This is a genomic window from Chloroflexota bacterium (assembly GCA_023475225.1).
In the GTDB taxonomy this organism is placed as follows: Bacteria; Chloroflexota; UBA6077; order FW602-bin22; family JAMCVK01; genus JAMCVK01.
Genome location: JAMCVK010000016.1, coordinates 17,454 through 42,853, shown reverse-complemented (window position 1 = coordinate 42,853; position 25,400 = coordinate 17,454). Strand labels below are relative to the sequence as shown.

At 53.3% G+C, this 25,400-nt stretch carries 20 protein-coding genes and 1 tRNA gene; 5 read left to right on the top strand and 16 right to left on the bottom strand.

The window, feature by feature from the left end; genetic code table 11:
- Positions 1 to 9 precede the first annotated feature (9 nt).
- Positions 10 to 759, bottom strand: a complete 750-nt coding sequence (locus M1136_02950) for a 3-oxoacyl-ACP reductase FabG (protein MCL5074597.1) — start codon at positions 757 to 759, stop codon at positions 10 to 12.
- A gap of 496 nt (positions 760 to 1,255) precedes the next feature.
- On the opposite strand from M1136_02950, the gene M1136_02945 reads away from it, so the two are divergent.
- Positions 1,256 to 1,330: transfer RNA gene (locus M1136_02945), tRNA-Ile, on the top strand.
- A gap of 76 nt (positions 1,331 to 1,406) precedes the next feature.
- Here the strand turns inward: M1136_02945 and M1136_02940 are convergent.
- From M1136_02940 to M1136_02930, 3 genes are all read right to left on the bottom strand, one after another.
- Positions 1,407 to 3,323 (bottom strand): aldehyde ferredoxin oxidoreductase family protein, encoded by a 1,917-nt coding sequence (locus M1136_02940; protein ID MCL5074596.1) that lies wholly within the window; start codon positions 3,321 to 3,323, stop codon positions 1,407 to 1,409.
- 301 nt (positions 3,324 to 3,624) lie between these two features.
- Complete coding sequence (locus M1136_02935) at positions 3,625 to 4,152, bottom strand: GNAT family N-acetyltransferase (protein ID MCL5074595.1); 528 nt, start codon at positions 4,150 to 4,152, stop codon at positions 3,625 to 3,627.
- Complete coding sequence (locus M1136_02930) at positions 4,124 to 5,278, bottom strand: AI-2E family transporter (protein MCL5074594.1); 1,155 nt, start codon at positions 5,276 to 5,278, stop codon at positions 4,124 to 4,126. Before M1136_02930 ends, M1136_02935 begins: the two co-directional genes overlap by 29 nt.
- A 162-nt stretch (positions 5,279 to 5,440) precedes the next feature.
- Between M1136_02930 and rpsT the strand changes: the two genes are divergently transcribed.
- Positions 5,441 to 5,722 carry a 30S ribosomal protein S20 gene (gene rpsT, locus M1136_02925; GenBank protein ID MCL5074593.1) on the top strand — a complete coding sequence of 94 codons (282 nt, stop codon included), beginning with the start codon at positions 5,441 to 5,443 and terminating at the stop codon, positions 5,720 to 5,722.
- A gap of 119 nt (positions 5,723 to 5,841) precedes the next feature.
- Positions 5,842 to 6,279: a cyclic nucleotide-binding domain-containing protein gene (locus M1136_02920; GenBank protein ID MCL5074592.1), complete on the top strand. Its 438-nt coding sequence runs from the start codon at positions 5,842 to 5,844 to the stop codon at positions 6,277 to 6,279.
- 56 nt (positions 6,280 to 6,335) lie between these two features.
- Here the strand turns inward: M1136_02920 and M1136_02915 are convergent, their stop codons facing one another.
- From M1136_02915 to M1136_02860, 12 genes are all read right to left on the bottom strand, one after another.
- Positions 6,336 to 8,597 carry a DNA translocase FtsK gene (locus M1136_02915; GenBank protein MCL5074591.1) on the bottom strand — a complete coding sequence of 754 codons (2,262 nt, stop codon included), beginning with the start codon at positions 8,595 to 8,597 and terminating at the stop codon, positions 6,336 to 6,338.
- A 116-nt stretch (positions 8,598 to 8,713) separates the two neighbouring features.
- The gene (locus M1136_02910) at positions 8,714 to 10,372 is read right to left on the bottom strand and encodes a ribonuclease J (GenBank protein ID MCL5074590.1); all 1,659 of its coding nucleotides are present in this window, start codon (positions 10,370 to 10,372) and stop codon (positions 8,714 to 8,716) included.
- Positions 10,373 to 10,441: 69 nt separating this feature from the next.
- Complete coding sequence (locus tag M1136_02905) at positions 10,442 to 11,062, bottom strand: uracil-DNA glycosylase (GenBank protein MCL5074589.1); 621 nt, start codon at positions 11,060 to 11,062, stop codon at positions 10,442 to 10,444.
- Positions 11,063 to 11,128: 66 nt separating this feature from the next.
- Positions 11,129 to 12,325: a peptidylprolyl isomerase gene (locus tag M1136_02900; GenBank protein MCL5074588.1), complete on the bottom strand. Its 1,197-nt coding sequence runs from the start codon at positions 12,323 to 12,325 to the stop codon at positions 11,129 to 11,131.
- A 130-nt stretch (positions 12,326 to 12,455) separates the two neighbouring features.
- Positions 12,456 to 12,716 carry a 30S ribosomal protein S18 gene (rpsR, locus tag M1136_02895; protein ID MCL5074587.1) on the bottom strand — a complete coding sequence of 87 codons (261 nt, stop codon included), beginning with the start codon at positions 12,714 to 12,716 and terminating at the stop codon, positions 12,456 to 12,458.
- A gap of 152 nt (positions 12,717 to 12,868) precedes the next feature.
- Positions 12,869 to 13,270, bottom strand: coding sequence for a single-stranded DNA-binding protein (locus M1136_02890; GenBank protein ID MCL5074586.1), 402 nt, complete (start codon positions 13,268 to 13,270; stop codon positions 12,869 to 12,871).
- A gap of 59 nt (positions 13,271 to 13,329) precedes the next feature.
- The gene (gene rpsF / locus M1136_02885) at positions 13,330 to 13,638 is read right to left on the bottom strand and encodes a 30S ribosomal protein S6 (GenBank protein ID MCL5074585.1); all 309 of its coding nucleotides are present in this window, start codon (positions 13,636 to 13,638) and stop codon (positions 13,330 to 13,332) included.
- Positions 13,639 to 13,895: 257 nt separating this feature from the next.
- Positions 13,896 to 15,026, bottom strand: coding sequence for a redox-regulated ATPase YchF (gene ychF / locus M1136_02880; GenBank protein MCL5074584.1), 1,131 nt, complete (start codon positions 15,024 to 15,026; stop codon positions 13,896 to 13,898).
- Between the two features lie 5 nt (positions 15,027 to 15,031).
- Positions 15,032 to 16,888 (bottom strand): DNA primase, encoded by a 1,857-nt coding sequence (gene dnaG, locus M1136_02875; protein ID MCL5074583.1) that lies wholly within the window; start codon positions 16,886 to 16,888, stop codon positions 15,032 to 15,034.
- A gap of 66 nt (positions 16,889 to 16,954) precedes the next feature.
- The gene (locus tag M1136_02870; GenBank protein MCL5074582.1) at positions 16,955 to 18,115 is read right to left on the bottom strand and encodes a deoxyguanosinetriphosphate triphosphohydrolase; all 1,161 of its coding nucleotides are present in this window, start codon (positions 18,113 to 18,115) and stop codon (positions 16,955 to 16,957) included.
- A 31-nt stretch (positions 18,116 to 18,146) separates the two neighbouring features.
- Entirely contained in the window at positions 18,147 to 20,930 is a 2,784-nt protein-coding gene (gene ppdK, locus M1136_02865; GenBank protein ID MCL5074581.1) for a pyruvate, phosphate dikinase, read from the bottom strand.
- A 404-nt stretch (positions 20,931 to 21,334) separates the two neighbouring features.
- The gene (locus M1136_02860) at positions 21,335 to 22,729 is read right to left on the bottom strand and encodes a glycine--tRNA ligase (GenBank protein MCL5074580.1); all 1,395 of its coding nucleotides are present in this window, start codon (positions 22,727 to 22,729) and stop codon (positions 21,335 to 21,337) included.
- 615 nt (positions 22,730 to 23,344) lie between these two features.
- Here M1136_02860 and larB point away from each other — a divergent pair.
- Both larB and larC read left to right on the top strand, forming a co-directional pair.
- The gene (larB, locus tag M1136_02855) at positions 23,345 to 24,178 is read left to right on the top strand and encodes a nickel pincer cofactor biosynthesis protein LarB (GenBank protein ID MCL5074579.1); all 834 of its coding nucleotides are present in this window, start codon (positions 23,345 to 23,347) and stop codon (positions 24,176 to 24,178) included.
- A gap of 1 nt (position 24,179) precedes the next feature.
- Complete coding sequence (larC, locus tag M1136_02850) at positions 24,180 to 25,358, top strand: nickel pincer cofactor biosynthesis protein LarC (GenBank protein MCL5074578.1); 1,179 nt, start codon at positions 24,180 to 24,182, stop codon at positions 25,356 to 25,358.
- Positions 25,359 to 25,400: the final 42 nt, after the last annotated feature.

Below are 25,400 nucleotides of genomic sequence, written 5' to 3'. Positions count from 1 at the left end.
CGTTTCTCCTTATGTGCCCATCCATATGCCACCGGTAGCATTGATCGTCTCGCCGGTGATAAAGGAGGCTGCTTCTGAGGCCAGAAAGACGGCTACGGAGGCGATCTCCTCAGGTCGCCCTAACCGACCTAAGGGAGTTTCGCTGATCCAGCGCGCCCTTTCACGTGCCTGTCTCTCCGCTTCCATCGCGGTGGCGATGCGGCCCGGTCCTATAGCATTGACGTTAATATTGTATGGCCCTACTTCCTTGGCTAGGGACATAGTGAAGGCGATCACAGCGGCTTTGGAGGCGGCATAGTGGGCGTGCTGATAAGAGCCCGTATGGGCGACGAGGGAAGCGATGTTGATGATCTTGCCCTGTCGCTGTTGGATCATCGTGGGTAGCACAGCTTTACAGCAGAGGAAGACCCCTTTCAGATTAGTATCTATAACCTTATCCCAATCTTCTTCTGGCATGTCCACAACGAAAGAGCCAGTAGCTATACCGGCGTTATTGACGAGGATATCGATTCGTCCAAATCTACTCAGGGTAGTTTCAACCATACGCTGCACAGCCAAACTGTCAGAGACGTCGGCCTGGATGCTTATCGCTTCTCCACCCTCTTGGTGGATCTCTTCTACTACCCTTGTGGCCGCCTCAGAGTTAGAGACGTAGTTGACGACTACCCGTGCTCCCTCCTTGGCCATGGCCAGGCTGATTGCTCGGCCGATACCCCGTGCTCCACCAGTAACGATGGCTACCTTATCCTGCAAGATCATAGGTCACTCCCCTCACCGTAGCGGTTCTTACCCCATCGACCTTGGGATGGCCTTGCGTTCGCCAGAAGTAATGACTGGTGCTCTCCCCTGGCAAGATTCTGTTATACGAGAAGGTATCGTTTCGCGGTGAGCAGCTCACCCCTCTTAATTTAGTAAATCGTTTTAGGCAAACGATTTACTAAATTAATAATAGCATTGGAGCGCAGATTTGTCAAGTCCTTTGGACAAGCAGGAACTTTCATAATGGGGAGTGTCCGCCGAAGGCGGAGCGGGGGTCACAGGGGGTGCCCCCCTATTTAACAAAGGCCCCGAAGGGCTACCTTGAATCCGCCGAAGGCGGATTTGGGGGTCATTCCTCCTTCGGCGGACTTACAGTATGAAAGAGGCTATATTCAAGCACGGATAGAGGTCATACTTTTCAATGGAAAATCCCCCAGAGCCCGCTTATCTTGCAAAAATAGCCTCTCTACGATAAAATTGAAATGTCAATCCAAAAGGGCCCATAGCTCAGCGGCAGAGCGGCCGGCTCATAACCGGTTGGTCCCTGGTTCGAATCCGGGTGGGCCCACCAGCGCCTGAAGAGTATTTTGCCCCCCCTCTCCATATGGCGAGGAGGGCAATTCGTTATTGGAGAACGGTGTCGGTCCTCAAACCAGGGCTGCCCTGCTGACCTGCCTAGACATCTGACGATACTGCTCCAGTGCTTTAGCAACCCACCCTAGTCCTAATTCGTGTAACTTCGCCGCTGTCGGCCAACCGCTAGTCGCATCCCAACCCATCATCTGATAATAGGTCCGCAGAGCCTCTCGCATAGCCTCTCGATCAATGCCGTGTCCTGCTAATGGGCCGGATCGGAATGGCTCATAGATACGGTCGGGGAGACCGTCATCTCGGGCATCGAAGCCCTCTCGAGCATTAAAGGCACGGGCCAGGTTCAACGTCCGTTCACTGACCTTCATTAGTTCCCATACGCTAGTTTCCCAGCCGGTAACGCCGTTGACGAGATCCACCACCTGTTGGCTGCTGTAGGGTAGAAAGATGCACAGGAGCAGGCAGTTGCAAAGGGCCCGCCGCTGGTGCTCGTAGACAAACATTCTTACTTTGGCCGGGCTGAGATCATCCGCTGGCAGCGGTTCCAATATGCCTAAAGGTTTCAAGGATTGGAGGTTCGATCCCTCCTGAGCATAGAGCGTATCGTGCATGCTGTGACAATGATCCGCGCCAGTCGGCGATATGGCATAACCGATCCCTAAGCCATGCTTCAACCTTGGCTCGTGCATAGGTAGCCCTTGCCCTTTTACATGCATAGCCAATTTTTCTGCCCCCGGGCCGATGCTCTGGGCTGCCCGTTGCACGCCCTCGGCCAGGAGATCGCCGATGCTCTCTCTTCTGGCGATCAGTTGAACGAGACTGACCATCGCCTCAGCGTTGCCGAAGGTGAGCCTCAACCCAGCGGTATCACGCTCCGTGAGGAGTCCGTTTTCAAAGCACTCCATAGCAAAGCCGATCACATTCCCGGTTGAAATCGTATCGAGCGAATAGGCCCCGCAGATCTCGTTAGCCTTACAGATGGCCTTCAAATCATCTACGCCACAGTTTGAGCCGAAGGCCGCAAGCGTCTCATATTCCGGGCCACCGTACATAGGATCCACCGTATAGGGCTCCTCTATTTTTACTACCTTCTTACAGCGGATGGGGCAGGCATAACACCCATCCATTCTGAGGCGAACCTGGTCTCTTATGGCTAAGGCAGAGATCTTCTCTGCCCCCTCAAAGTTGCCTTCGCGGAAATTGCGCGTAGGCAAGCCACCAGAAAGCCCCAGTCCAACGAGGGAGGTACCGGTTCCGGCCTCGTGCAATTCCCGCGCTAAATCCTTGTAAGACTTAGCCAACCATTTCGCCAAGGACTGTACCTTTTCCGGGTCAGCCAGTGCTGGCCGTTTATGACCGCGTACGGCGATAGCCTTAAGATTCTTGGAACCCATAACAGCACCCATACCGGTGCGGCCAGCCGCATCCTTCAAATCATTGATGACACAGGCATAGCGCACAAGGTTCTCCCCCGCCGGTCCGATCTGGGCCACCCGGATGAACTGATCGCCCAGCTCGTCTCGAATCGCCTGCTGACAGGCGCCCGTGGTCAATCCCCAAAGGTGGTGCGCTTCCCTAATCTTGACCTCACTATCATGGATCCAGAGATAGACCGGGCGTTCAGCCTTACCCTCCACGATGAGGGCATCGTAGCCGGCGAATTTCAGCTCAGCGCCCCAGAAACCGCCCACCTCCGCTTCGCCCAGAGCTCCAGTTAGAGGCGATTTAGCCCCCACACTGTTGCGGCTAGCGCCACCAATGGGCGCACCGCTGATCACCCCATCAGCAAAGACCAGCTTATTTTCAGGACCGAATGGATCTAGGCCAGGAGCCAACTCCTTAAATAAGTAATGGGAAATAAATCCCCATCCGCCTAAATAAGTCCGATAGAAGTTCTCTGACGGTTCTTCTATGATTACCTTCCGATCGGTCAGGTTTACCCGCAATATGCGGCCGTTAGAACCATAAGGCATCTTCTAACCCTCCCTAGCGCTTGGTTTATGCAATGAACAGTTGGACGTTCAAGATTAAATGAGAGCGTTGAGTAGCTCCCCCCAGACCTCCGCGGAGGTTTCAAGGTAGCCCTGCGGCTTTGGGCACTCTGGGGGCACATCAGAAAGGCCCTTACCAGGCTGTGTCTCCCTGGAACCCCTGTTGTTTAACAGTCTTTATATGTGGCCTGGAAACGTAGTGAATTTATTATAGCATAATCATAATGAGAAATGTCTGGCGGAAGGGAACAGCGATGGCTAGGAGCCGAATTGCCCTGCCAGCCTAAAGGTTAGAGACGAAGAAAACGGCGATGTCCCTGTTAGAGTAGTGATGGTCATCGAACCCACAAAAGAGAAAGCCACATTTCTGACAGAGCCTGATGGCCGGATAATTCTTTGTCTGCGTCTCGACGAACAATGAGCGCAGGCGATGAGCTTTGGCCCATCCCCTAGCCTCCTTTATCAGGGCTGTAGCTACCCCCTGTCTGCGTCGATTTGGCGTAATCACTAAGTTGGCTATAAGTGCGCCTCTTTCCGCCGACCTTGGCCGCAACTCCAGGTAACCCCAAACCTCGCCCTCCTGCTCGGCCATAAGGAGCAGGTCGCTACTGGCCCATTGAGAGAAGAGGGAGGCGGCATCTTTAGTTCGACTTACGCGCAAGGGACGAGGCAATTTTATCGTGCGGAAGTTGACGATTATCTCCTCCCCCTCGGTTCTCTCCTGCATCTGCCAGACATACTCTGTCGTATAGGAATCATCTAGGGCTGCCAGGGACTTCCAATCAACCTGCGTCGCTGGGCGTATTAACACCCTCTCCCTCCATCACCACACGCATGGGTTTCTGTCCTTTGACTGCTGGATATGTCTCCGCTGAGACCGGTAGATCAAGCAATTTATGGTAAAAGTATATCGCCACAACTTTCAAAATGGCTATGGCCGGAACGGCCAAAACCATCCCCAAAATACCAGCGATCATCCCTCCGCTTAATAAGGCAAGGAGCACCACCAGAGGATGGAATTGGACGATGCGCCCCATAACATTGGGGATGACTAGGTAGTCTTCAGCATGGCGTAGCACAATATAGACGATGGCTATCACCGCGGCAAAGGTAAAGTTGCTCCAGCCGAAGGGATTCGGCTGAAAGAAGCCCACCGTACAAGCAATGAAGCCAGCAACGATGGGCCCAACGATGGGGAAGAGTTCTAGTACACCAGTCATTATGGCCAACATGAGCGCATAGTGCACATGCAGCAAGGAGAGAGCGATCATAGTGGCCGAGCTCATAATTAGTACTAGCACAAGCAGTCCACGCACATACCGCCCGAGCAGACCGTCTATCTCCCTGCAGAGGCCAACGACTTCGCCGCGTGCCGGCTCGGGAATAAGCCCACTCAGGAACCGGCCGATTTTATCCGCATCAGCGAGGAAATAAAAGGTACCGAAGAGGAATACCAGCAGCTTCGTTAGGGCTCCCAGCACCCCAAAAAATGCCGGCACGCCCTTGCTCGATAGATAGGCTGCTATGGAATATATTACCTCACTTGTAGCATTGCTGATTGCTTGGGAACTGATGTGGAATCCGAAGACTTCGATTGCCTCATGTCCTAAAAGGCTGGTATAGACCGAGGAAACTAGGCCTGGAAAATTGTGGCGCAAGTGCATCATCTCCCGAGAAAGCCGCGGGATAGCATAGAAAAGTCCCCCGGCCAAGCTGGCCACTAGGATGACAAAGAGGATGGTTGCCCCCCAGATACGGCGTCTGCCGGTGCGCGCCGTAAAGGCGGAGACCAGGGGGTTAAGGACATAGGTCAGTATGGCCGCCCAAATTAGAGGGCGGACCAAATCCCATGTGGCGTGGATAAATAAAATAGCCAGGACAAGGAAGACACAGACGGTAACTACCTTGGCCTGATAAGAGAACTTGATCCCATTCATCAGAGCACTTCCCCTTGAACTGGAGCAATTGTAACATAGAAAGGCGACTTTTGACACGACATTCGCAATCTTTTGCTGGACAAAATCACCCCAATAGTATATATTTGTGCACGGCGAGGGTTAGCAGAACCCTCTCTATAGTTCAAGGAGGAGGTGAACTGGTTGGCGAACACCAAATCTGCCCTGAAAAGGATCAGGGTTGCTGAGCGGCGACGAGAACGCAATAAGCCGATACGTTCAGCGGCGAAGACGTATATTAAGAAAGCCGAGAGGCTGATTGGTGGCGGCGACGTTGAGGCTGCAAGGGCAGCGGTGATTCAGGCAGTGAGCGCTCTGGATAGGGCTACCCAAAAGGGGGTCATCCACCGTAATAACGCCGCTCGCCGCAAATCGCGTCTGACGAAGAAATTGAACATTCTGGCCAGTCCTTCGCCGTCCCTCTGAGCAGCGGGGTGATAGGCGCTCGCGTCGGCAGGGGTATGCCCTAGACCACGGAGGCAGGGGATACGGTCGGACATAGGCCAAGACGAGCCCTCTTAGTGTAAGCCATATGAGGTCCGAGATTGGGTACTGAAGAGCTTTTAGGAAATATATCCCTGTTCAAGCACCTGAGGCAGGAGCAGCTGAGTGAGCTCGCCAGATTGCTTACTCAGTGTACCTTTGCACCTGGCGAGGATATCTTGAGGGATGGTGATCCAGGTGATGGCCTGTACATCGTCACCTCTGGCTTGGTCAAAGTGACCAAGAAATCGCCGAGCGGACAGAAGGAAGCACCGCTTGCCCTGCTAAAGAGAGGAGAAGTGTTTGGGGAAATGGCCTTGCTCGATGACCAACCCCGTTCAGCCACGGTGACGGCTATGGGGCCGACAGAATGCCTCTTCTTGAGTCGAGGCGATTTTATAAACGCGCTACAGCGCTACCCGGAGATCGCTGTAGCGATGTTACCAGTGCTGGCTGAGAGGATACGCACCGCCGACCGTTGGATCGAGCATCTAGTTTGACTTTGGCCCATCTCAAGTGCTAAAATAAGGATGACTACCAGTCAACGCGCTTGTCCTTAATGAGGAGCCTGTTCTTGCGCCTCAGTTGCCTCAATGTGTAATTGTTCCTTTAGTACATCTCCCTTCTCGTCGATATATCCCTCTTCCCGCAACCGCTCCATCAAACGGGCTGCCCGGCGGTAGCCGATACGCAGGCCGCGTTGCAAAAATGAGGCGGAGATATGGTTATGCCTCTCTGTCAAATCAACTGCCTTCCGATACAGGTCCTCAGGTATCTCGTCACCAGCAGAGCCGGGCTCCCATGCGGGCAGGCTAAGCAGTTCAGCCGAATACTGGGGATCGCCCTGTCTCCTCCAGTACTGCACCACACTTTGGATCTCCTCGTCGGATACATAGCTCCCTTGCACCCGTGTCGGCTTAGCTGCATCTGTGGGCAGGTACAACATATCGCCTCGTCCCAAAAGCTTCTCTGCTCCAGCTATGTCTAGAATGACGCGCGAGTCTATCTGGGAGGTGACTGCAAAACTGATACGGGTGGGGAAGTTGGCCTTGATTAGCCCCGTTACCACGTCCACGGAGGGGCGCTGTGTGGCTACCACCAGATGAATACCGGTCGCCCGTGCTAACTGGGCTAAACGACAAATGGTACGTTCTATCTCCTCTGGGGCCGTCATCATCAAGTCTGCCAGCTCGTCGATAAGTACGACTATGTAAGGCATCCTCTCCCAGCCAGCTCGACCAGCTACCTTCCGGTTGTAGTCATCGATATGCCGTGCCTGAATCATCTCGAACTGCTTGTAACGCCTGTCCATCTCGTGCGTCATCCATTTGAGGGTACTCACCACCTTTCCCACTTCGACCACTACGGGCGACAACAGGTGAGGGACTCGGTTAAAGAGCGACAACTCCACCCTCTTGGGATCAATTAAAACGAAGTGCAGCGTGTCCGGCTTGAGGTGGAGGAGGAGACAGGTGATGATGGAGTTTATACAGACGCTCTTACCTGAGCCAGTCGCCCCAGCGATGAGGAGGTGGGGCATCTTGGTTAGGTCATCCACTACCGCCTCGCCGGAGACCTTCTGCCCCAGGGCGATAGGCAGTTTCAACTTCGCCTTCGCCTTCTGGAAGGCTGCGGATTCAATTACGCTTCTTAGATTGACTAAAGTGGTCGAAACATTGGGCACTTCGAGCCCCACCACTGTCTTGCCTGGAACGGGCGCTTCGATACGAATAGTTGGCGCTGCCAGAGCAAGAGCCAGGTCGTTTGCTAATGAGATTATTTCACTTACTCTGATCTTTTCGCGCTTGACTATAGCGCCGGTCCTGTCCCTCCGTTCACGAAAACCTGGCTCAATATTGAATCGCGTCACGGCCGGACCGGGATTGGCGTCCACTACTCGAGCATTCACGCCAAAATCGGCCAGCGTCTCTTCGATGAGCTTTGCCCTCTGGCGATTATCTGCTCTACCCTGATCAGCTGCACTGGCCTCCTCCAGCAGTGTTATAGGTGGCAGTTGCCATTTCCCCTTGTCTGAAATAACTGCCGGCTCGGTAACCTGCGGTTCCAGCACCTCTACCGGCGGTGGTGGAGCAGGGTGTGTTATAGGGGAAGAAGGTATGTTAAGCACAGGGGTCTCTTTTGGCTCCGGAAGCGGGAGTTGCTCAAGCCGCGACGACCGACGCGAGGATGGCCAGGCTAGTTTGAGACCTGGCCGATAAGCCAAGAGGCGATTGATCCTGACACGCGCAGAGAGGAGAACCTTGAACCAGGAGTTTACACTATTCCTAAAGGAACTTAATCTGACCAAGAGATCAGGAGGTGCTGGCTTGAAACTGAGAACCAGCCCAAGGATGGCCAGGACGAATAGAATGGTGATAGCGCCGACTGAACCTATAACTAAGTTCAAAAGATGATAGATCCAATAGCCGGTGTGACCACCCCCTTTAGTGACAGTTGGACCTGGCTCTGGATTCCCCGCCAGCAATTGTAATAGAGCCAGGCAGGTACCATACAGGAGAAGCCAGCCGGATGCTTCTCCCCAGCGCAGCCGGTAGCCTTGCTTGAGATTTGACCAAACGTAACCAAGCCCTAAGACCCCCAACAGGAAAGGAAGCAAATAAGCCCCCCACCCAAATCCGGCGTGTAGCAAATTGCTCCATTGACTGCCCAAGATGCCCTCGGGGAAAAGGAGGGCGAGGAGGCTTAAGCCGCCTGAAAATAGCAGCACCAAGCCAAGGATTTCCCGGCTAAACCGCAGGTTGAGCCTAAATAAAGGTCCACTCCTTTTGGGTTTAGTAGACTTTTTCCTTTTTCTCATCCCGCTCCCGCGTAGGCAGCCCCTTATGGCTTCGGGTGAAAACAGCGTAACATAAGGGGTCTATCCCCATCTTATTCAGTCCCCAAACCCAGCTGCACACATGGCCGAAGAGGCGACTAAACCTCGGTTACGACCGGCAGGATCATCGGCCGACGTCCGGTGCGCTCGAAGAGGAACTGACTCAACACCTCTTTTATCTTTTGCACGATGAACCCATACTCTACCCCACCGCGTGCCCCCTGATCCAGCGTCCAACGTACTTGCTCCTGCGCTGCATCGAAGAGGCCCTCTGCATCCCGCCGCAGGAGAAAGCCCCTTGATATGAGATCAGGCCCGGCTACTATCTTGCCAGTCTGCTTATCGAGCGCGACAACAGCGATGACGACGCCATCGCGCGACAGGTGTTGTCGATCCCGCAGGATGATTTCGCTGATGCCCCCTACAGTGAGCCCATCCACTAGTACTGAACCAGCTGGAACCTTACCAGCGATCCTTCCAAAATGGTCTCCGAATTCCAGAACCTGGCCGATTTCGGGCAGCAAGACGTTGGACTCGGGGATACCAACCTCTTCGGCCAACTTTCGGAATAAGGACATATGGCGATACTCACCGTGTATTGGTACACAGAAATGGGGCTGCAAGAGATTAAGCATCAACTTGAGCTCCTCTTGGCTGGCGTGTCCCGATACATGCACAGTTTTCATCTCACCATAGATGACCTCTGCCCCGCGTTTGAAAAGATTATCAATTGTGCGGGCTACAGTCTCCTCATTGCCGGGTATAGGTGAAGCCGAAATGATCACCGTATCACCCGGGATGATGCGGATTTGGGGGTGCTCATTGCTGGCAATGCGGCTCAAGGCAGAAGTGGGTTCACCCTGGCTTCCGGTCGTAAGCAAGATAACCCTTTCTGGGGGTAAGCGTCGTACTGTCTCAAGACTCACCAGCGTACCATCCCGATCAATGAGATAACCTAGTTCGGTGGCTACACTAACGCTGGTCTCCAGACTGCGGCCGACAACGGCTACCCTTCGTCCATGTTTCCAGGCTGTATCCAGGACCTGTTGCAATCGCGAGATATTGGAAGCGAAAGTGGTGATGATCACTCTGCCGGGGGCTTGATAGAGGATGGTATCAAATGCATCTCCTACCAGATGCTCCGATGGGGTATAGCCCGGGCGTTCCACACGGATGCAATCACATAACAAAACGAGCACACCTTGACTGCCAACTTCGGCCAACTTCCGAAAATCGGTCAACAGCCCATCCACTGGCGTCTGGTCGAACTTAAAATCACCCGAATGAACGATCGTACCAGCTGGTGTGCGGATGATCAATCCAACGCCATCGGGTATGCTATGGCTAACGTGGAAGAACTCCACCTCAAATGACCCCAGATGCAGCACATCCCCAGGCTCAATGAGGCGTTGATCTACCACCCCAGCCAAACCGTATTCCTTTAGCTTAACCGAGATTAAACCCTGGGTGAGTTTTGTACTGTAGATGGGAGCTTCAAATCTGGATAGGATGTAGGGCAAGGCCCCCGCATGGTCCTCGTGACCATGCGTTATCAGGATAGCCCGAATCTTATCCTTCTTAGCCTCCAGATAGGTCGTATCCGGGATGACCAGGTCAATGCCCAGCATCTCCTCCTCAGGAAATTTGAGCCCAGCGTCGATGATGAGGAGATCATTCTTGTATTCCACAACGAGCATGTTCTTGCCAACTTCATCCACTCCACCAAGAGGGATGATCTTAACCCTATTTCGTGCCAAGTCTACACCGACCTCCTTAGTCAATTCCACATACCGCTGAACCGGGGACCTAAGACTAATGATAGCTGATCAAAACAGTGTCAATTGCTCCGCCGTTCTTTCCTCTTCACCTTCGTCAGGCATTTGCTTGGCTTCAGCAAGAATGGAGGGGATCTTCAGCATATCGGTTTCTACGATCCGTCGCAGACTCGGTTGGTGCAAGGCTGCCGCCGGGTGGTACATAGGCAAGTAGACGACACCACCCCTCTTGCTGGGCCGCCCGTGAACACGGCTGATCGATTGTCCGGGGAAGTATTTAGCCATTGAGTAGCGTCCTAGAGTCACCACCATCCTGGGTCCAATCAGTTCTAACTGGCGTTGGAGGAAGGGAGCACAGGCCTCCATCTCCACTGGTAGGGGGTCACGATTGTTCAGGGGACGGCACTTAATCACGTTGGTTATATATACATTGTTCCTCTTTAGGCCGATGGAGGCGAGAAGTTCATCGAGAAACTGCCCGGCCGGCCCCACGAAGGGTAGTCCCTGTTGATTCTCATGCCAACCAGGGGCCTCACCGATAAATACGATCTCAGCCGTTGCTGGTCCATCACCAGGTACGACCTTCAGGCGTGATTTGGCCAGAGAGCAGCGCTCACAGAGAGCGATCTCTCTATATAATGCTGCCAGTTCAGATGTAGCATCTTTGGACACGGCCTTCTCCCCCTAAAAAGAAACCGGTTCGACCCAGCGGTGAGTCAAACCGATTTTACCCCATCATTACCTCGCCTTCAAGTGTTTGGCAATGTAATCTCTGGCCCACTTGGTCTTCTCCCAAGAGAGAAAATACTCAATGCTCTTTCCTTCGGGTGGCTTCTGGCTCTGCAACCATCTAGAGAGTGCGGTGGACTTGAGTTGGCTAAGATGTTCAGCGCTTATCTCTCGATTCTCAGCCCGTTCCTCAACCTTGAGCACATAGAATTGACCGTAGCTGGAGACTACCTTGGGATATATCTCACCTGGTTTCAAGCTGAAGAGGGCCTCATCGATCTCCTTTGCCTCCACTCCTCTAGGCAACCAGCCTAAATCGCCGCCCTTAGCCTTCGTTGTCGCATCCTTGGACAGTTCGGTGGCCAGGGTAGCGAAATCCTCACCCCTGAGGGCTCTTTCCAGGGCCTGCTTAGCCTGCTCTTCGGTCTCCGTTACGATCTCGCTGGCTCGCACCTGTTCTCCAGAGCGAGGGACCTCTTCCTCCATAACCTTCTCCAATTTCTCACGCCACAGCTTTGGCTCTATAATCCAGCGGCGGAATTCCTGTTCAGAGAGAATGCCTATACTTGATAGGCTCTTCCGCAGCTGCTCGTTAGCCATAGATGCCGATGGTGTTGCCGTTGGCGTGGGGGTTGCCTGAGTGGTGTTTGTGATGGGTGTCCCCTGCTCTGCCTGAGAGGAGGCATACTCCCGCGCGATCTCGGCATCGACCTCCTCTGCTGTGACGGTGAGTCCTCTCTTGGTCGCTTCCTGCCTGCTCAATTCATCATCGATTAATTGTTCGACAGTGTCGCCTTCTAACCTTGCTCTCTGCTGCCCTAAGAACTGCACCTGTTGCTGGGCATATTGGGCCAGCAGCTTTTCGTTGGGATCCTCCTTACCTGCGCTGGATGTCGACTGAGCACGGCCGGCGATCCTCTGGAAGTATTCGATTTGCTGATCGAGCATATACTGTTGAAAGCCAAGTACCTTGGCGTAGGTTGTTACCGAGACGGGCTGTCCGTTTACCTTAACGATCGGCTCACTGCCCTTGTGAATGGCCTCACGCCAATAGCCAAACAGCAGGATGCCCAAGACAGAGACCAATACAACTGCACCAACGACAAGTAGGATTCGTTGCTGTCTTTGCTCTCTCTGATGACGTGAGAGTTCCCTCTGCGTCATGCGTTTTACGGGCTTCTCTATGGCCTGTTTAGTCTTTTTCAAAACCTTTTATCCCTCTTGATTGCCCCCGAGCCCCCCGCTAAGACAGGGGAACATCTTTGATTTATATCATGCAGTAAGCAAGGGCATAGACTGGCCAGCCTATGCCCTTGCTGAAAGCTCGCTGAGGCCCTTACCCCTTAGCAGCTGATGGTAGACCACCCATCTGGCGTACATGTTCAGGGGTAAAAGGAAGCAAGGCGATGTGCCTGGCCCGCTTCAGGGCCACGCTTAACCTCCGTTGATGCTTAGCGCATGTTCCCGTTTTGCGTCGAGGATCGATCCGTCCGCGATCCGAAAGGAAACGGCGAAGACGTCCAATATCCTTATAGTCGATCTCATCTATTTTATCCACACAGAAAGCGCACACTCTACGCTTGAGGAAGTATCTGATCTTGCCGTACGCCTTCGCTCTACTCTTACCTTGCCTTGTCTGCCTAGCCAAAAAACACTCCTCCCTTGTAGACTGGTCTCACTAGAGGCTTTTGAAACCTCTCTAAAATTATCTGTCATTTTCAGATTCTTCTGCTTTCTGAGCACACTTCGTTAGAATGGTATCTCCTCTGCTTCGATCTCTTCGGGGTAACTTTCCTCAGCCGGCGCCGGGCCTCTTTGTCGACTATCCAGCATGATCATCGTATTAGCGACGACCTCTGTGCGGTAGCGCTTCTGCCCCTCAGGTGTTTCCCAAGAGCGTGTCTGTAGTCGTCCCTCGATGTAGACCTTGCTGCCCTTGGCCAAGTATTGGCTGCATGTTTCGGCTAACTTGTTCCAGGCAACCACGTTGAACCATTCTGTTTCATCTCGCTGTTCCCCTTCGGGTGTAGTCCACCTTCGACTGGCGGCCACACTGAAGGTGGTCACAGGATTACCATTTGGTGTATAACGCATCTCTGGTTCCCGTCCCACATTACCGATGATCATGACCTTATTGAGTGACATTGCCATTCAAACATCTCCTTTCCCGCACTCTCGATTATTCTCTCGTCTCTCAACTCACTCTTGGCTTACTCATGCCGCACCAGCAAGTGGCGAAGAATGTCTTCAGACAGCAGCAGATTTCGCTCCAGATCCTTGATAGCCTCTGGCTCGGCCTGAAATTGTAAGAGCACATAGGACCCTTCACGAAATCCATCAATGGGATAGGCCAGTTTACGGCGTCCCCAGGGATCCACCTTGGCTACTTCGCCACCACCATTTGTAACCAGATGGCTGACCCTCTCAATGACGTTGTCTATATTATCATCAGCCACCTCAGGGCTAATGATAAACATCAGCTCATAGTCGCGCAAATGCACACCTCCTTTCTCTGGCATGGATCCTCTTAGAGAATCCAGCGAACCTTCCCTATAGGCGGAGCTCAAAATAGCATCCGCCCTTTCAGTGATTCGCTGATGGACACTCTGAGAGCACTCTCCTATTGCTCCAAGCTACCCTCCAGTCGGTGTGACTACTGTGGACACCTGGAGCAGAAAGGTCATTTTATAGCGGCAAGTGACTTAGACCGATCATCACTTGCCAACAGTCATCTTAGCGGCATTATAGCACCAATTACTACGGACGACAAGCACCGCTAGACACTGAACCGGAAATGAATTATGTCACCATCCTGCACGATATAATTATGCCCTTCAAGGCGGATCAAAGCGTGCTCACGAGCCGCGGCGAACGAACCAGCCTGGGCTAGATCGCGATAGGAAACGACCTCAGCGCGAATGAATCCTCGCTCCATATCAGAATGTACTTGCCCGGCTGCCTGTGGAGCCTTCATTCCAGCTGCCACCGTCCAAGCGTGTACCTCCTTACCGCCCGTTGTGGTGAAGAAGGTGACCAGACCGAGCAATTTGTAGCTCACTTCTACCAATCTTTGTAGGCCCGACTGATAGACACCCATAGCGGCCAGGTAGTCCTTGGCCTCATCCTCGGGTAGCTCGTTCAGCTCAGCCTCTATTTTCGCCGACACGACTACCATCGGTACCCCTTCTCTCTCCGAGAGCTCCTTGAGGGCCTGAATATCGGGTAAGGCCTCGTAGGGGCCATTCACAGCAGCGGCAAATCTTTCCTCATCAACGTTGGCTACATAGAGGATGGGCTTTGTGGTCAATAAACCGACGGTAAGATCCAAGCTTTGGGCCAGTTCAGCGCTCCTAACATCGAAGGGGAATGATCGAAGAGAACGCCCCGCATCTAGATAGATTTGGAACTGTCCCAAAAGGTCAAGCGCCTTTATGAACTGCTTGTCGCCCGATTTGGCTGCCCTGTGTATCCTCTCCATTCGACGCTCAAGCATAGCCAAGTCGGCTAGGCAAAGCTCTGTGGAAATGACCTTCGCATCGCGCACCGGATCAATGGTATTGTATATATGGGGCACATCGGCATCGCTGAAACAGCGGACGACGACGGCTACAGCATTGACATTACGGATGTGACTCAAGAACTGGTTGCCTAAACCTTCACCCTTGCTGGACCCGCGTACCAGCCCAGCAATATCCACAAACTCGATAACAGTGGGCACTACACGCTGTGGACGGACTATTTCAGCTATATGCTGGAGGCGTTGATCGGGAACCGGCACAACCCCAACGTGCGGCTCAATCGTGGTAAAGGGGTAGCTGGCTACCGGTACACGTAGGCGCGTAAGGGCATTGAAGAGGGTAGATTTCCCTGAGTTAGGTAGCCCCACTAACCCCAGTGATAGAGTCACAGCTCTTACCCTATTTGCAACGCCCGTGTTCTGCCGTGTTCGTATGGTTCGAGTTGGACTCGCAGTTGTTCTTTCTGCTGGATGAATTGCCTCAGAGTTTCCACATCACCGTCCTCCTCAGCATCGCGCATCAAGAATTCGAGCAACTTGATCTGCTCCCTGATATTGCGCCGTCGTATCTCTGTCTGACAGAGAGATAGCTCCCTCTCCAAATCAGTGTCAGATAATACAGGCTCTCCTCTTGTTCGTTCCTCCAATCCACGGGCGAACTCCTGTAAAGATGGCTCTAGCTCATCCAGAAAATGCTCCAACTCAAGTGCCCCATAGCGCGCCACGAAGTTCTGAAGCGCAGCCAATACCTGACGGGTTAAGGGATGTTTGATTTCATCGGCAGCGATGGAATCGACTTGACTCAAAGCCGTCGGGTAGCATAAGAGCAATGATAGAAAATATTCCTCTATGGATAAGGGCAACCTGCCCTCTGTCCGAGGGCTAGTTTGAGTCTTCTTACCGCTGATAACCCCTCGCACGCGCTCCAATTTGGCGGCCAAGTCTCGTTCATTTCCTTGAATGAGGCGAGCCAGCTTCTGTAGATAATGCCACTGATGGACCTTATCTGGCAGCTCGACGATAACCGGAAGCAATCGCTCAACGGCCGCCGATTTGTCTCTGGGAGAGGACAGGTTGAGCCGGGAGGTGATGATATCGAAATAGTAATCGACGACGGGCAAAGCGTGCTCAACAAGCTGCCGCCATTCGTTGGGATTCTGTCGAATAATCTCATCTGGATCTTCCCCGCGGGGCAGGGTGATGATCCTGATATCGGCATCAAGCTTATACTCATAGCGAATCAGCCCACGCCAGGTAGGGACAGGGACCGCCTTTCGATCGAAGACCTGCTTGGCTACCTCTAACCCCCGTATAGTCGCTTCATCACCCGCCGTATCGGCGTCGAGAGCTAAAATCAAGTTCTTAGTCAGCTTTTTCACGATGGCTATTTGACGCTCGGTCAAGGAGGCACCCAGCGAGGCTACCACATTATTTATCCCGAACTGATGCGCGATCAACACATCGATATATCCTTCGACAACGATAACCAGATTTTCGCGCTTTATTGCTTCCTTAGCCAGATCGATGCCATAGAGACTGGCACCCTTATCGAAGAGAGGTGTTTCGGGCGAATTGAGGTACTTAGGCTGAGAGTCATCAAGAGCCCGTGCCCCGAAGCCGGTGATGTTCCCTCGCATGTCTCGGATAGGGAACATCAGGCGCCCCCGGAAGCGATCATAATGGGTACCATCCTCCCTCTCCACCAGAAGCCCAGCGACCACAACATCAGCCAGCTCGTGGCCCTTATCTGTCAGATAACGCAAGAGCGCATCCCAGGAATCCAGGGCGTAACCGAGCTCAAACCTCTCAATCGTCTCATTACTTACAGCGCGTCCCCCTAAATACTCCTTAGCCTTTCGCCCTACCTCCCTGTGTAATAGCAGATTATGGAAGTACTGGGCAGCGGCTTCATTGATCACCCTTAAGCGTGCCCGATGCTCATCCTCGGCCATAGCCTCCCGTTTGGCCGGCAAGGTTATTCCGGCCCTCTCCGCCAAAAGGTGCAACGCCTGTCCAAAGTCAATATTTTCCATCTTCATTACGAAGGTGAAAATATCCCCGTTGGCGCCGCAACCGAAACAGTGGTAATTGCCTTTGTCCGGAAAAACGATAAAGGAAGGTGTCTTTTCGGCGTGAAAAGGACAGAGCCCCTTGAAATTGCGTCCTGCTTTCTTCAAGGACACCCGTGGCGAGATTATATCGAGTATATTGAATCTATCTTTAATCTCTTCTACCGGGCTACCACTGGACATCGCTACTCCTCTCAATCGCCGAGGAGATGAAAACCTATCACTTCTGTTCGATCAGATGCATCTTTGCTACAATCTGCCTTTCAGATCAAGTGGGGAACTGGGAACTGACCACAATCTGGGGACATATATTTCTTCAAAGACCCTCAACGCATACCAGTCGGTCATTCCCGAAACATAGTCGCAGACGATTCGTTCAATGGGTTCGCCCCTAGGATTCGCTTGCAACTCCTGAGGCAACTGCTCCGGATGCTTACAAAAGTGACCATAAAGCGTCTCCACCAATTGTTGAGCCTTATCTACCTCCTCCTTAGCGGCTGAATCAATATATACTTTTTGGAACATGAATTCGCGTAGTTCGTCCAGGGCTTCCAATACTCGCTCGCCCATTTGAACCAGTGGTTTATTCTGATCTGCCAAGTCCTCGATAAACCGTCTGGTCTCTGCGTACTCTGCCTGTGTTTGGTGGGCGCTATCTTCGCCGGATCTGACCATATCCCAACTTGTCTCGATGATATTGCAAACGACATTATTGATCCGCTCCGCATGCGTTTGGCCCAGAATGGCCACACTTCTAGCTGGCAAATCTTTGTCGGTAATCAGTCCGGCGCGAATGGCGTCGCCTATGTCGTGGTTAACATAGGCGATACTGTCGGCGATCTTGACGATCTGCCCTTCGATGGTGCGTGCTACACCCCAGGCCTCGGCCACAACGCTATCTCGTGCTTTAGAATGGCGTAGGATGCCATCGCGCACTTCCCAGGTCAAATTCAAGCCCTGGCCATTCTTCTCCAGAAGATCGACTACCCGTAAACTCTGCTCATTGTGATGAAAACCATCCTGGTAGATGCGATTCAGCGTCTCCTCGCCGGCGTGCCCAAAAGGGGTATGGCCCAAATCGTGTCCTGTAGCTATGGCCTCGGTAAGGTCCTCATTGAGGTTCAACGCCCGGGCGATGGTACGGGCGATTTGGGCCACTTCTAGCGTATGGGTCAAACGGGTGACATAATGGTCACCCAGTGGAGCGATAAAGACCTGTGTCTTATGCTTTAGACGGCGGAAGGACTTCGAATGGATAAGACGATCCCGATCACGCTGAAACTCCGCCCGAACAGGGGATGGCTCCTCAGGTGTAAGCCGCCCACGGCTGAATCGACTCTTGGCCGCGCATGGTGATAACCGCCTCTCGCTCTCTTCGATGCGGAAGCGGATGTCGGAATGAATCATCATCGAATTTGCTGCCCTCCTCAGAGGGGCAATTCTATCTGTCCCTTTCGACCGAAGCTAGCGCGACGTGGGCGGCTGCGAGCCTGGCGACCGGCACCCGATAGGGCGAAGCACTGACGTAATTGAGTCCTATCTGGTGGCAAAATTCGATCGAGCTGGGGTCACCACCATGCTCACCGCAGATGCCCACCTCAAGATCAGGCCTGGTCTTACGTCCTAACTCCACGCCCATCTTCATCAGTTTGCCCACCCCATTATGATCCAGTACCTGGAATGGATTCTCGGGCAGGATATTGCGCTCAACGTATTGGAGAAGGAATTTCCCTTCAGCGTCATCTCTACTGAAACCAAAGACGGTCTGAGTTAGATCGTTCGTCCCGAAGCTAAAGAATTCAGCATATTCAGCGATCTGATCGGCCGTCAGGGCAGCGCGGGGTATCTCAATCATCGTTCCAAACTTATAAGAGAGCTTCGTCCCCACTGTTTGCTCCACCTCCCTCGCTACTGTCACCAACTGCTCCCGTACTACCCGCAGTTCATTGACGTGTCCAACCAGGGGGATCATTATCTCTGGATGGACCTCTATACCCTCCTTCTGGACCTCGTAGGCTGCTCTAAGGATGGCTTTTACCTGCATCACATTTATGGCCGGGTAGATCAAGCCCAGTCGGCAGCCTCGCAACCCAAGCATGGGGTTCATTTCGCGCATTCCTGCTACTGCTTTCAAGAAGGTTTCCTTCTCCTTCAACAGCTGGGGATTAGCCTTGTTGAGACGCAGCTCTGTCGTTTCCACCAATAGATCCTCGTAGCTGGGCAGGAATTCGTGAAGAGGCGGGTCTAGCAGGCGGATAACTACAGGCAGCCCAGCCATGGCGCGGAAGATGCCCTTAAAATCCTCCTTTTGAAACTCCAGTAGTCGATCAAGCGCCTCATGGTAGGTATGCCAGGCTTTCGATGCCTCACGTTTCTGCTCGGCTTGACGTAGACTTTCTTCCGCAGCCTCTTTCTTATCCGGAGAAACTGTCTTCACTTCCTCACGCAACTTAGCCAGCTCGTTATCGATCGCTGTTGCCTCCGCAGCGGCGAGGATCATCTGTTGAACGTGAGGCAAACGCTCCTCTTCGAAGAACATGTGCTCCGTACGGCAGAGTCCGATCCCCTGAGCGCCATTCTCCCTGGCTTTCAGGGCATCTCGTGGGTAATCAGCGTTGGCCCAGACCTGCAAACGCCTAATTCCATCGGCCCAAGAGAGCAACTTCCGTAGCTCTGGGCTCATCTCGGGCTCGATCAGCGGGACCTGGCCGAGGATCACCTCACCGGTGCTCCCATTGATGGAGATAGTATCCCCTTCTTGTATGGTGACCCCATTGACTGAAAGCATTTTGGCGTTCAGATCAATCTTGATCGCTTCACAGCCAGCCACGCAGGGTTTACCCAAGCCTCGCGCCACGACCGCGGCGTGACTGGTTGCTCCTCCCCGTGCGGTCAAGATGCCCTGGGCTACCAGCATACCGTGAACGTCATCCGGGTTGGTTTCTGGACGAACGAGGATTACCTTCTCGCCGGACTTACCCAACTGTTCGGCTAAATCGGCATCAAAGATGGCCTTACCGCTGGCCGCCCCTGGCGAGGCATTCAACCCTCTGGCAATTACCTGCACAACGGCATTGGGGTCAATGCGTCGATGGAGTAGCTGCTCTATCTGCGCTGTCTCTACACGCTGCACGGCCTCATGCTTAGAGATAAGCCCTTCCTCGGCCATATCCACGGCGATCTTTACAGCTGCCTGCGCTGTGCGCTTTCCAGCCCTTGTCTGTAACATCCAGAGCTTGCCAGCCTCAACAGTGAACTCCAGATCTTGCACATCTCGATAATGTCGTTCCAAGCGCTCGGCGATCGTGGCAAACTGTTGGTAAACCTGGGGCATCTCCTTGGCCATCACGGCGATCGGCTGAGGCGTCCGGATACCGGCGACTACATCCTCACCCTGGGCGTTCAGGAGGTACTCCCCGTAAAGTTTCTTCTCTCCGGTGCGCGGGTCACGGGTGAAAGCGACGCCGGTGCCAGAACGATCGCCTATGTTGCCGAAGACCATCGTTTGAACATTCACCGCTGTGCCCAGGTCGTGGGGAATCTTGTGGAAGTTACGGTAATCGATAGCGCGCTTATTATTCCAGGAACGGAAGACAGCCTCAATGGCCCTGCGGAGCTGTTCATAAGGATCAGAGGGAAACTCCTCTCCTATTTCCTCCTTAACTAAACGCTTGAAAGCGAGAACTATCTGTTGTAGATCCTCGGCGGTAAGATCAGTATCAAACTTAGCCCCGACGCTCTTCTTCTGATTTTCCAGGATAGATTCGAACTTCTCCCCCTCGATGCCAAGGACGATCTTTCCGAACATTTGCATGAAGCGTCTGTAAGCATCATAACCGAAGCGAGCATTCCCGGTCAGTCGAATCAATCCCTGGATGGTCTCATCATTGAGGCCCAGGTTTAATACGGTATCCATCATCCCTGGCATGGAGAACTTTGCTCCAGAGCGGACGGAGACCAATAGAGGGTTATGGGGGTCACCAAATCTTTTTCCTGTCTGTTTCTCTACCTCCCGCAGGGCTTCGAGGGCTTGCTCCCACATCCCTTCCGGAAATCGCCCATCGCGGGCATAGTATTCATTACAAGCCTCGGTCGTAATAGTGAACCCTGGTGGCACAGGTAGGCCGGCGTTGGTCATCTCTGATACCCCAGCCCCTTTGCCTCCGAGCAAGTCACGCATAGCGGCGTTTCCTTCACTAAAGGAATAAACCCATTTCTTTGTCATCACAAAACAATCCTCCAGTCGAAGTATAGAATGAGCTATAATTTAGCCTTTTTATTATAGCACTTTTGTCTGGGAGGTGCCCTCATCCCCCCTGACCCCCCTTCTCCCACAAGGTGGGAGAAGGGGGGATAGAGGCTAGGGCAGAGCCCTAGAACCCTCCAAGGAGGGTGGTCCCTCCTTGACCTCCCCTGCGGGAGAAGGGGGGATAGAGGCTAGGGCAGAGCCATATCTTTCTTCGAAGGACTCCCAGAAGGGGGGCCGGCCTCCTTCTGGACTACCCCTTAAGAGAAGGGGGATCGGCCCTGGGCTGTATTCCGATTCACTCCCAGTAGTGGGGCGGTGCCCTCCCTCCTTGACCTTCCCTTTAGCCACCTAGCCGTAGGGGAGCAGAGCGAATGGCCTGATCAACTACAGGAGCTCTCTGCGAGCTTGGCTGCAAGGATCTGCTTCAGCTCGGCGATGGGCACACGTATCTGGGCCATCGTATCGCGATCGCGGATGGTGACGGCCTGGTCCTCTAAGGTTTGGAAGTCAATCGTCACGCAATAAGGTGTCCCAATCTCGTCCTGTCGGCGATAACGACGTCCGATGCTCTGAGCATCATCATACGCCGTCATGAAGTGTGGGCGTAAGAAAGACCAAACCTGCTTGGCGACCTGTATTAAAGATTCCTTTTTCGATAAAGGCAGGATAGCCACCTTAATCGGCGCAATCTGCTTATCGAGATGGAGGATAATGCGTACCCCCTCCTTATCCGGTTCCTCATCATAAGCATCGACGAGGAGGGCCAGGACAGAGCGATCCACTCCAGCGGAGGGCTCGATCACGTAGGGCAAGATATGTTCATCGCTCTCTTCATCGAAATAAGTGAGCTCCTCTCCGCTGAAGGCTGAATGTTGTCGCAAGTCGAAGTCGGTGCGATTGGCGATCCCTTCCAACTCTGCCCAACCAAAGGGGAATTTATACTCGATATCCGCACATGCCTTAGCGTAATGAGCCAGTTCGTCCTGTGTGTGGTGACGCAAGCGCAGGTTTTCTGGCTTTAATCCGCACCTTTTATACCAACTCATCCGCTCCTCGAGCCAATGCCTATGCCAATGCTCATCGGTTCCTGATTTGACGAAGTACTCTATCTCCATTTGTTCGAATTCCCGTGTTCGAAAGATAAAATTACCGGGAGTGATTTCGTTGCGAAAGGCCTTGCCGATTTGGGCAATACCGAAGGGCAATCTGCGGCGACTCACCGTGAGCACATTCTTGAAATTAGTGAAGATACCCTGGGCCGTTTCTGGGCGCAGGTAAGTTACATTGGCTTCGTCTTCGACCGGCCCCACAAAGGTTCGAAACATCAAATTGAAACGACGAGGTTCAGTGAGCTCGCCATCACAATTAGGGCAGCGCAATCCCTTAACAGCTGTCTCAATAGCCAGGATCTCTTCCTCAGTCTGAGGCCCGTTTACAGTTGAGATCCCCACTGTGATAGCACTGGCCTCGACCAGATCATCAGCCCGGAAGCGCTGCTTGCAGGACTTGCAGTCTACCAGTAGATCGGCGAAGCTAGCCACATGGCCAGATGCCACCCACACCCGAGGATGCATCAAGATGCTGGCATCGAGCCCCACCATATCATCCCGCTCCTGTACCACTGCCCGCCACCAAGCATCCTTGATATTGCGTTTCAGCTCGACACCAAGAGGTCCATAATCCCAGGTGCTGCCAAAGCCCCCATAGATTTCGCTACTGGGGAAGATGAAGCCCCGCCGCTTACACAATGAGACCAACATATCCATACTAACCATCTGGACTACACTCCTTCATTACCGATACTTGGAAACTCCTCGGCCATGGCCTATCTCTGGTAAACAAAAAACCTCACCATCCTGTTTAGGGACGAGAGGTTTTTCCCGCGGTTCCACCCTACTTGATCGACCAGCTTTGATGCATCCCAATATGGCTGATGCATCGACGCCGGCCGGCCCACTCAATTTACCTTTTGGCTCGGAAGCGCCTTCACCACACGGGCCAGCCCCAACTCACACCAGACCGCTGGGTTCTCTGTCTGGTCACGTCGTGGCTACTCCTCTCCCTCAAGGCCATCTATTCCGTTGTTGAACAAAAGGTTAGCATCTCTCAGTCCAAAAGTCAAGAAATGGGCGAGTGCTTGAACATCCCCCCAAACTTTGGCAGGGGGGTTCAAGAAGAGATTGTGCTCAAGGCTTGACAGTTATCTAGGGAGATAGTCTTAGGATATGTCCCATCTCAGGTCTGAAGGTCAGTGATAATCTTCCCAAGGTGTATGCCCTGGGTTATAATAAGCGCACTTGGAGTCCTTGTAGACTGATGGAGAGTGGAAGATTGCTCCTCTTCCACTCTCCCAGTTTCTGAATGTTTTGTAAAGGGAGAAGACTGCCGAATTGACGTATAATACCAATAGAGACAGAGAGGGGATGACCTTGGCCGGTGCATTGGATGATCTGTGGAGGAACATTTTGATCGCTGTTGAGCAAATAGAGGGGATGGGCCTTGGGTCTGGGTCCCAGATGAACCTCGATTTCAGGCGCGAGGCTAGAAAGGGTGTTCCGGAGGTCATAATGGCCGGTAACAAGCGCCCGGAGCAGATCGTTGAAAGCGCGCGCTCATTCTTAACCGCCAATGGTCGGGCGTTGATCAGTCGGGTAGACTCGGAGCTTCTCGCCCTGCTTCAGAAGGAATTTGCCGAATATTGTATCGATGCATATCCCGTTTCAGGGATGGTCGTTTTGCGGCAAGTGCCGCGACAGGTGGAAAAGAGCGGTGGCAGGGTTGGCATCATCACGGCCGGTACCTCTGATGTAGCGGTGGCTGAGCAGGCGCAGATTATCGCTAGTGAGATGGGTTGTGAGGTCTTAACTGCCTACGATGTGGGGGTAGCTGGCCTCCACCGGCTATTTCGCCCTTTGAAAGCAATGCTGGAGGCTTCGGTAGATGTCCTAATAGTGGCGGCTGGGATGGATGGTGCCCTTCCATCGGTGGTGGCCGGGCTAGTTGATATACCGGTAATTGGACTACCCGTTTCCACAGGTTATGGACTCGGCGGTGGAGGCGTGACGGCCTTGCTCTCAATGTTGCAAACCTGTTCGCCTGGCTTGGCCGTGGTGAATATTGATAATGGTATCGGAGCCGGGGCTATCGCCGCCCTGATCGCCAATCGAGTGGCCAGGGCACGGGGCCAATCCTCTGGCCAACAAACGAAGAATGGATCGTCTTAACATGATTGCTTATTTTGACTGCTATTCAGGTATAAGTGGCGATATGTGCTTGGCGGCCCTATTGGATGCGGGGGTGCCGGCGGATGTCTTACGGGCGGCCTTAAGCAATCTGGAGCTGGGTGGCTATGAGCTGACAGTGGGGAAGGTTGTGAAGGGCGGCTTGCAGGGGACGCAGGTCTGTGTTAGGGTGCCAGGGGAGCAGGCGCATCCTCATCGCCATCTGGCCGATATTCTTGAATTGATCGACCGTAGCAATCTGGAGATACGGATCAAGGAAAGAAGCGGCCGTATTTTTCAACAGTTAGCCAAGGCGGAGGCGATGGTTCATGGTATCAGCCCGGAGGAGGTACATTTTCACGAGGTTGGCGCGGTTGATGCCATCATTGATGTTGTTGGCACGGCCATCTGCCTGGATCTCCTGGGAGTCGAGTCGGTCTATGCCTCATCTTTGCCCCTGGGCTCTGGCAGGGTTAAGTGCGACCACGGCATCTTGCCTGTGCCGTCTCCAGCCGTTTTAGAGCTGGTAAGGGCAGCTGGGGCGCCCGTCTCGCCCGGTGGGGCGGAGGTCGAGATCGTGACCCCCACCGGCGCGGCTATCCTCTGCGAATTGGCTACCTTCTCTCAACCATTGATGCGGGTGGAGAAGATAGGCTACGGATTTGGGCAGAAGGAACTGTCCTGGCCGAACGCCTTACGTGTCTGGCTGGGAGAGCCGCTAGCGGACGCTCGAAAGCAGGACAAGATCATCCTGATCGAGGCCAATATCGACGATATGAGCCCTGAGCTCCTGGGCTACACGATGGAAAGGCTGTTCGCTCTGGGGGCGCTCGATGTCTACTTCACCCCCATTCAGATGAAGAAAAATCGACCAGGAGTCAAGTTAAGTGTGCTCGCGGCTCCGGAGATGGCTGGTGAGCTGGCTGAAAAAATATTAACAGAGACAACCACGCTGGGTGTGCGCTACGCTGAATTTCAGCGGCTGAAGGCGATGCGTTGGCAAGAGAAGGTAGATACACCCTGGGGTCCTGTTGGAGTGAAAGTAAAGTCGTGGGCGAACAAGATCAGCCGTACTCCAGAATATGAAGATTGTCGAAAGATAGCCCTTGAGCACGGTTTGCTCTTAGAAGAGGTTTATCGTATTGTTCAAGAGAGGGCTCTACGCAGTCAACAGGATGGATGAAATTCTTGTGGAGCAGCTCTTCAGCAGTCGGATCAGGGCGCT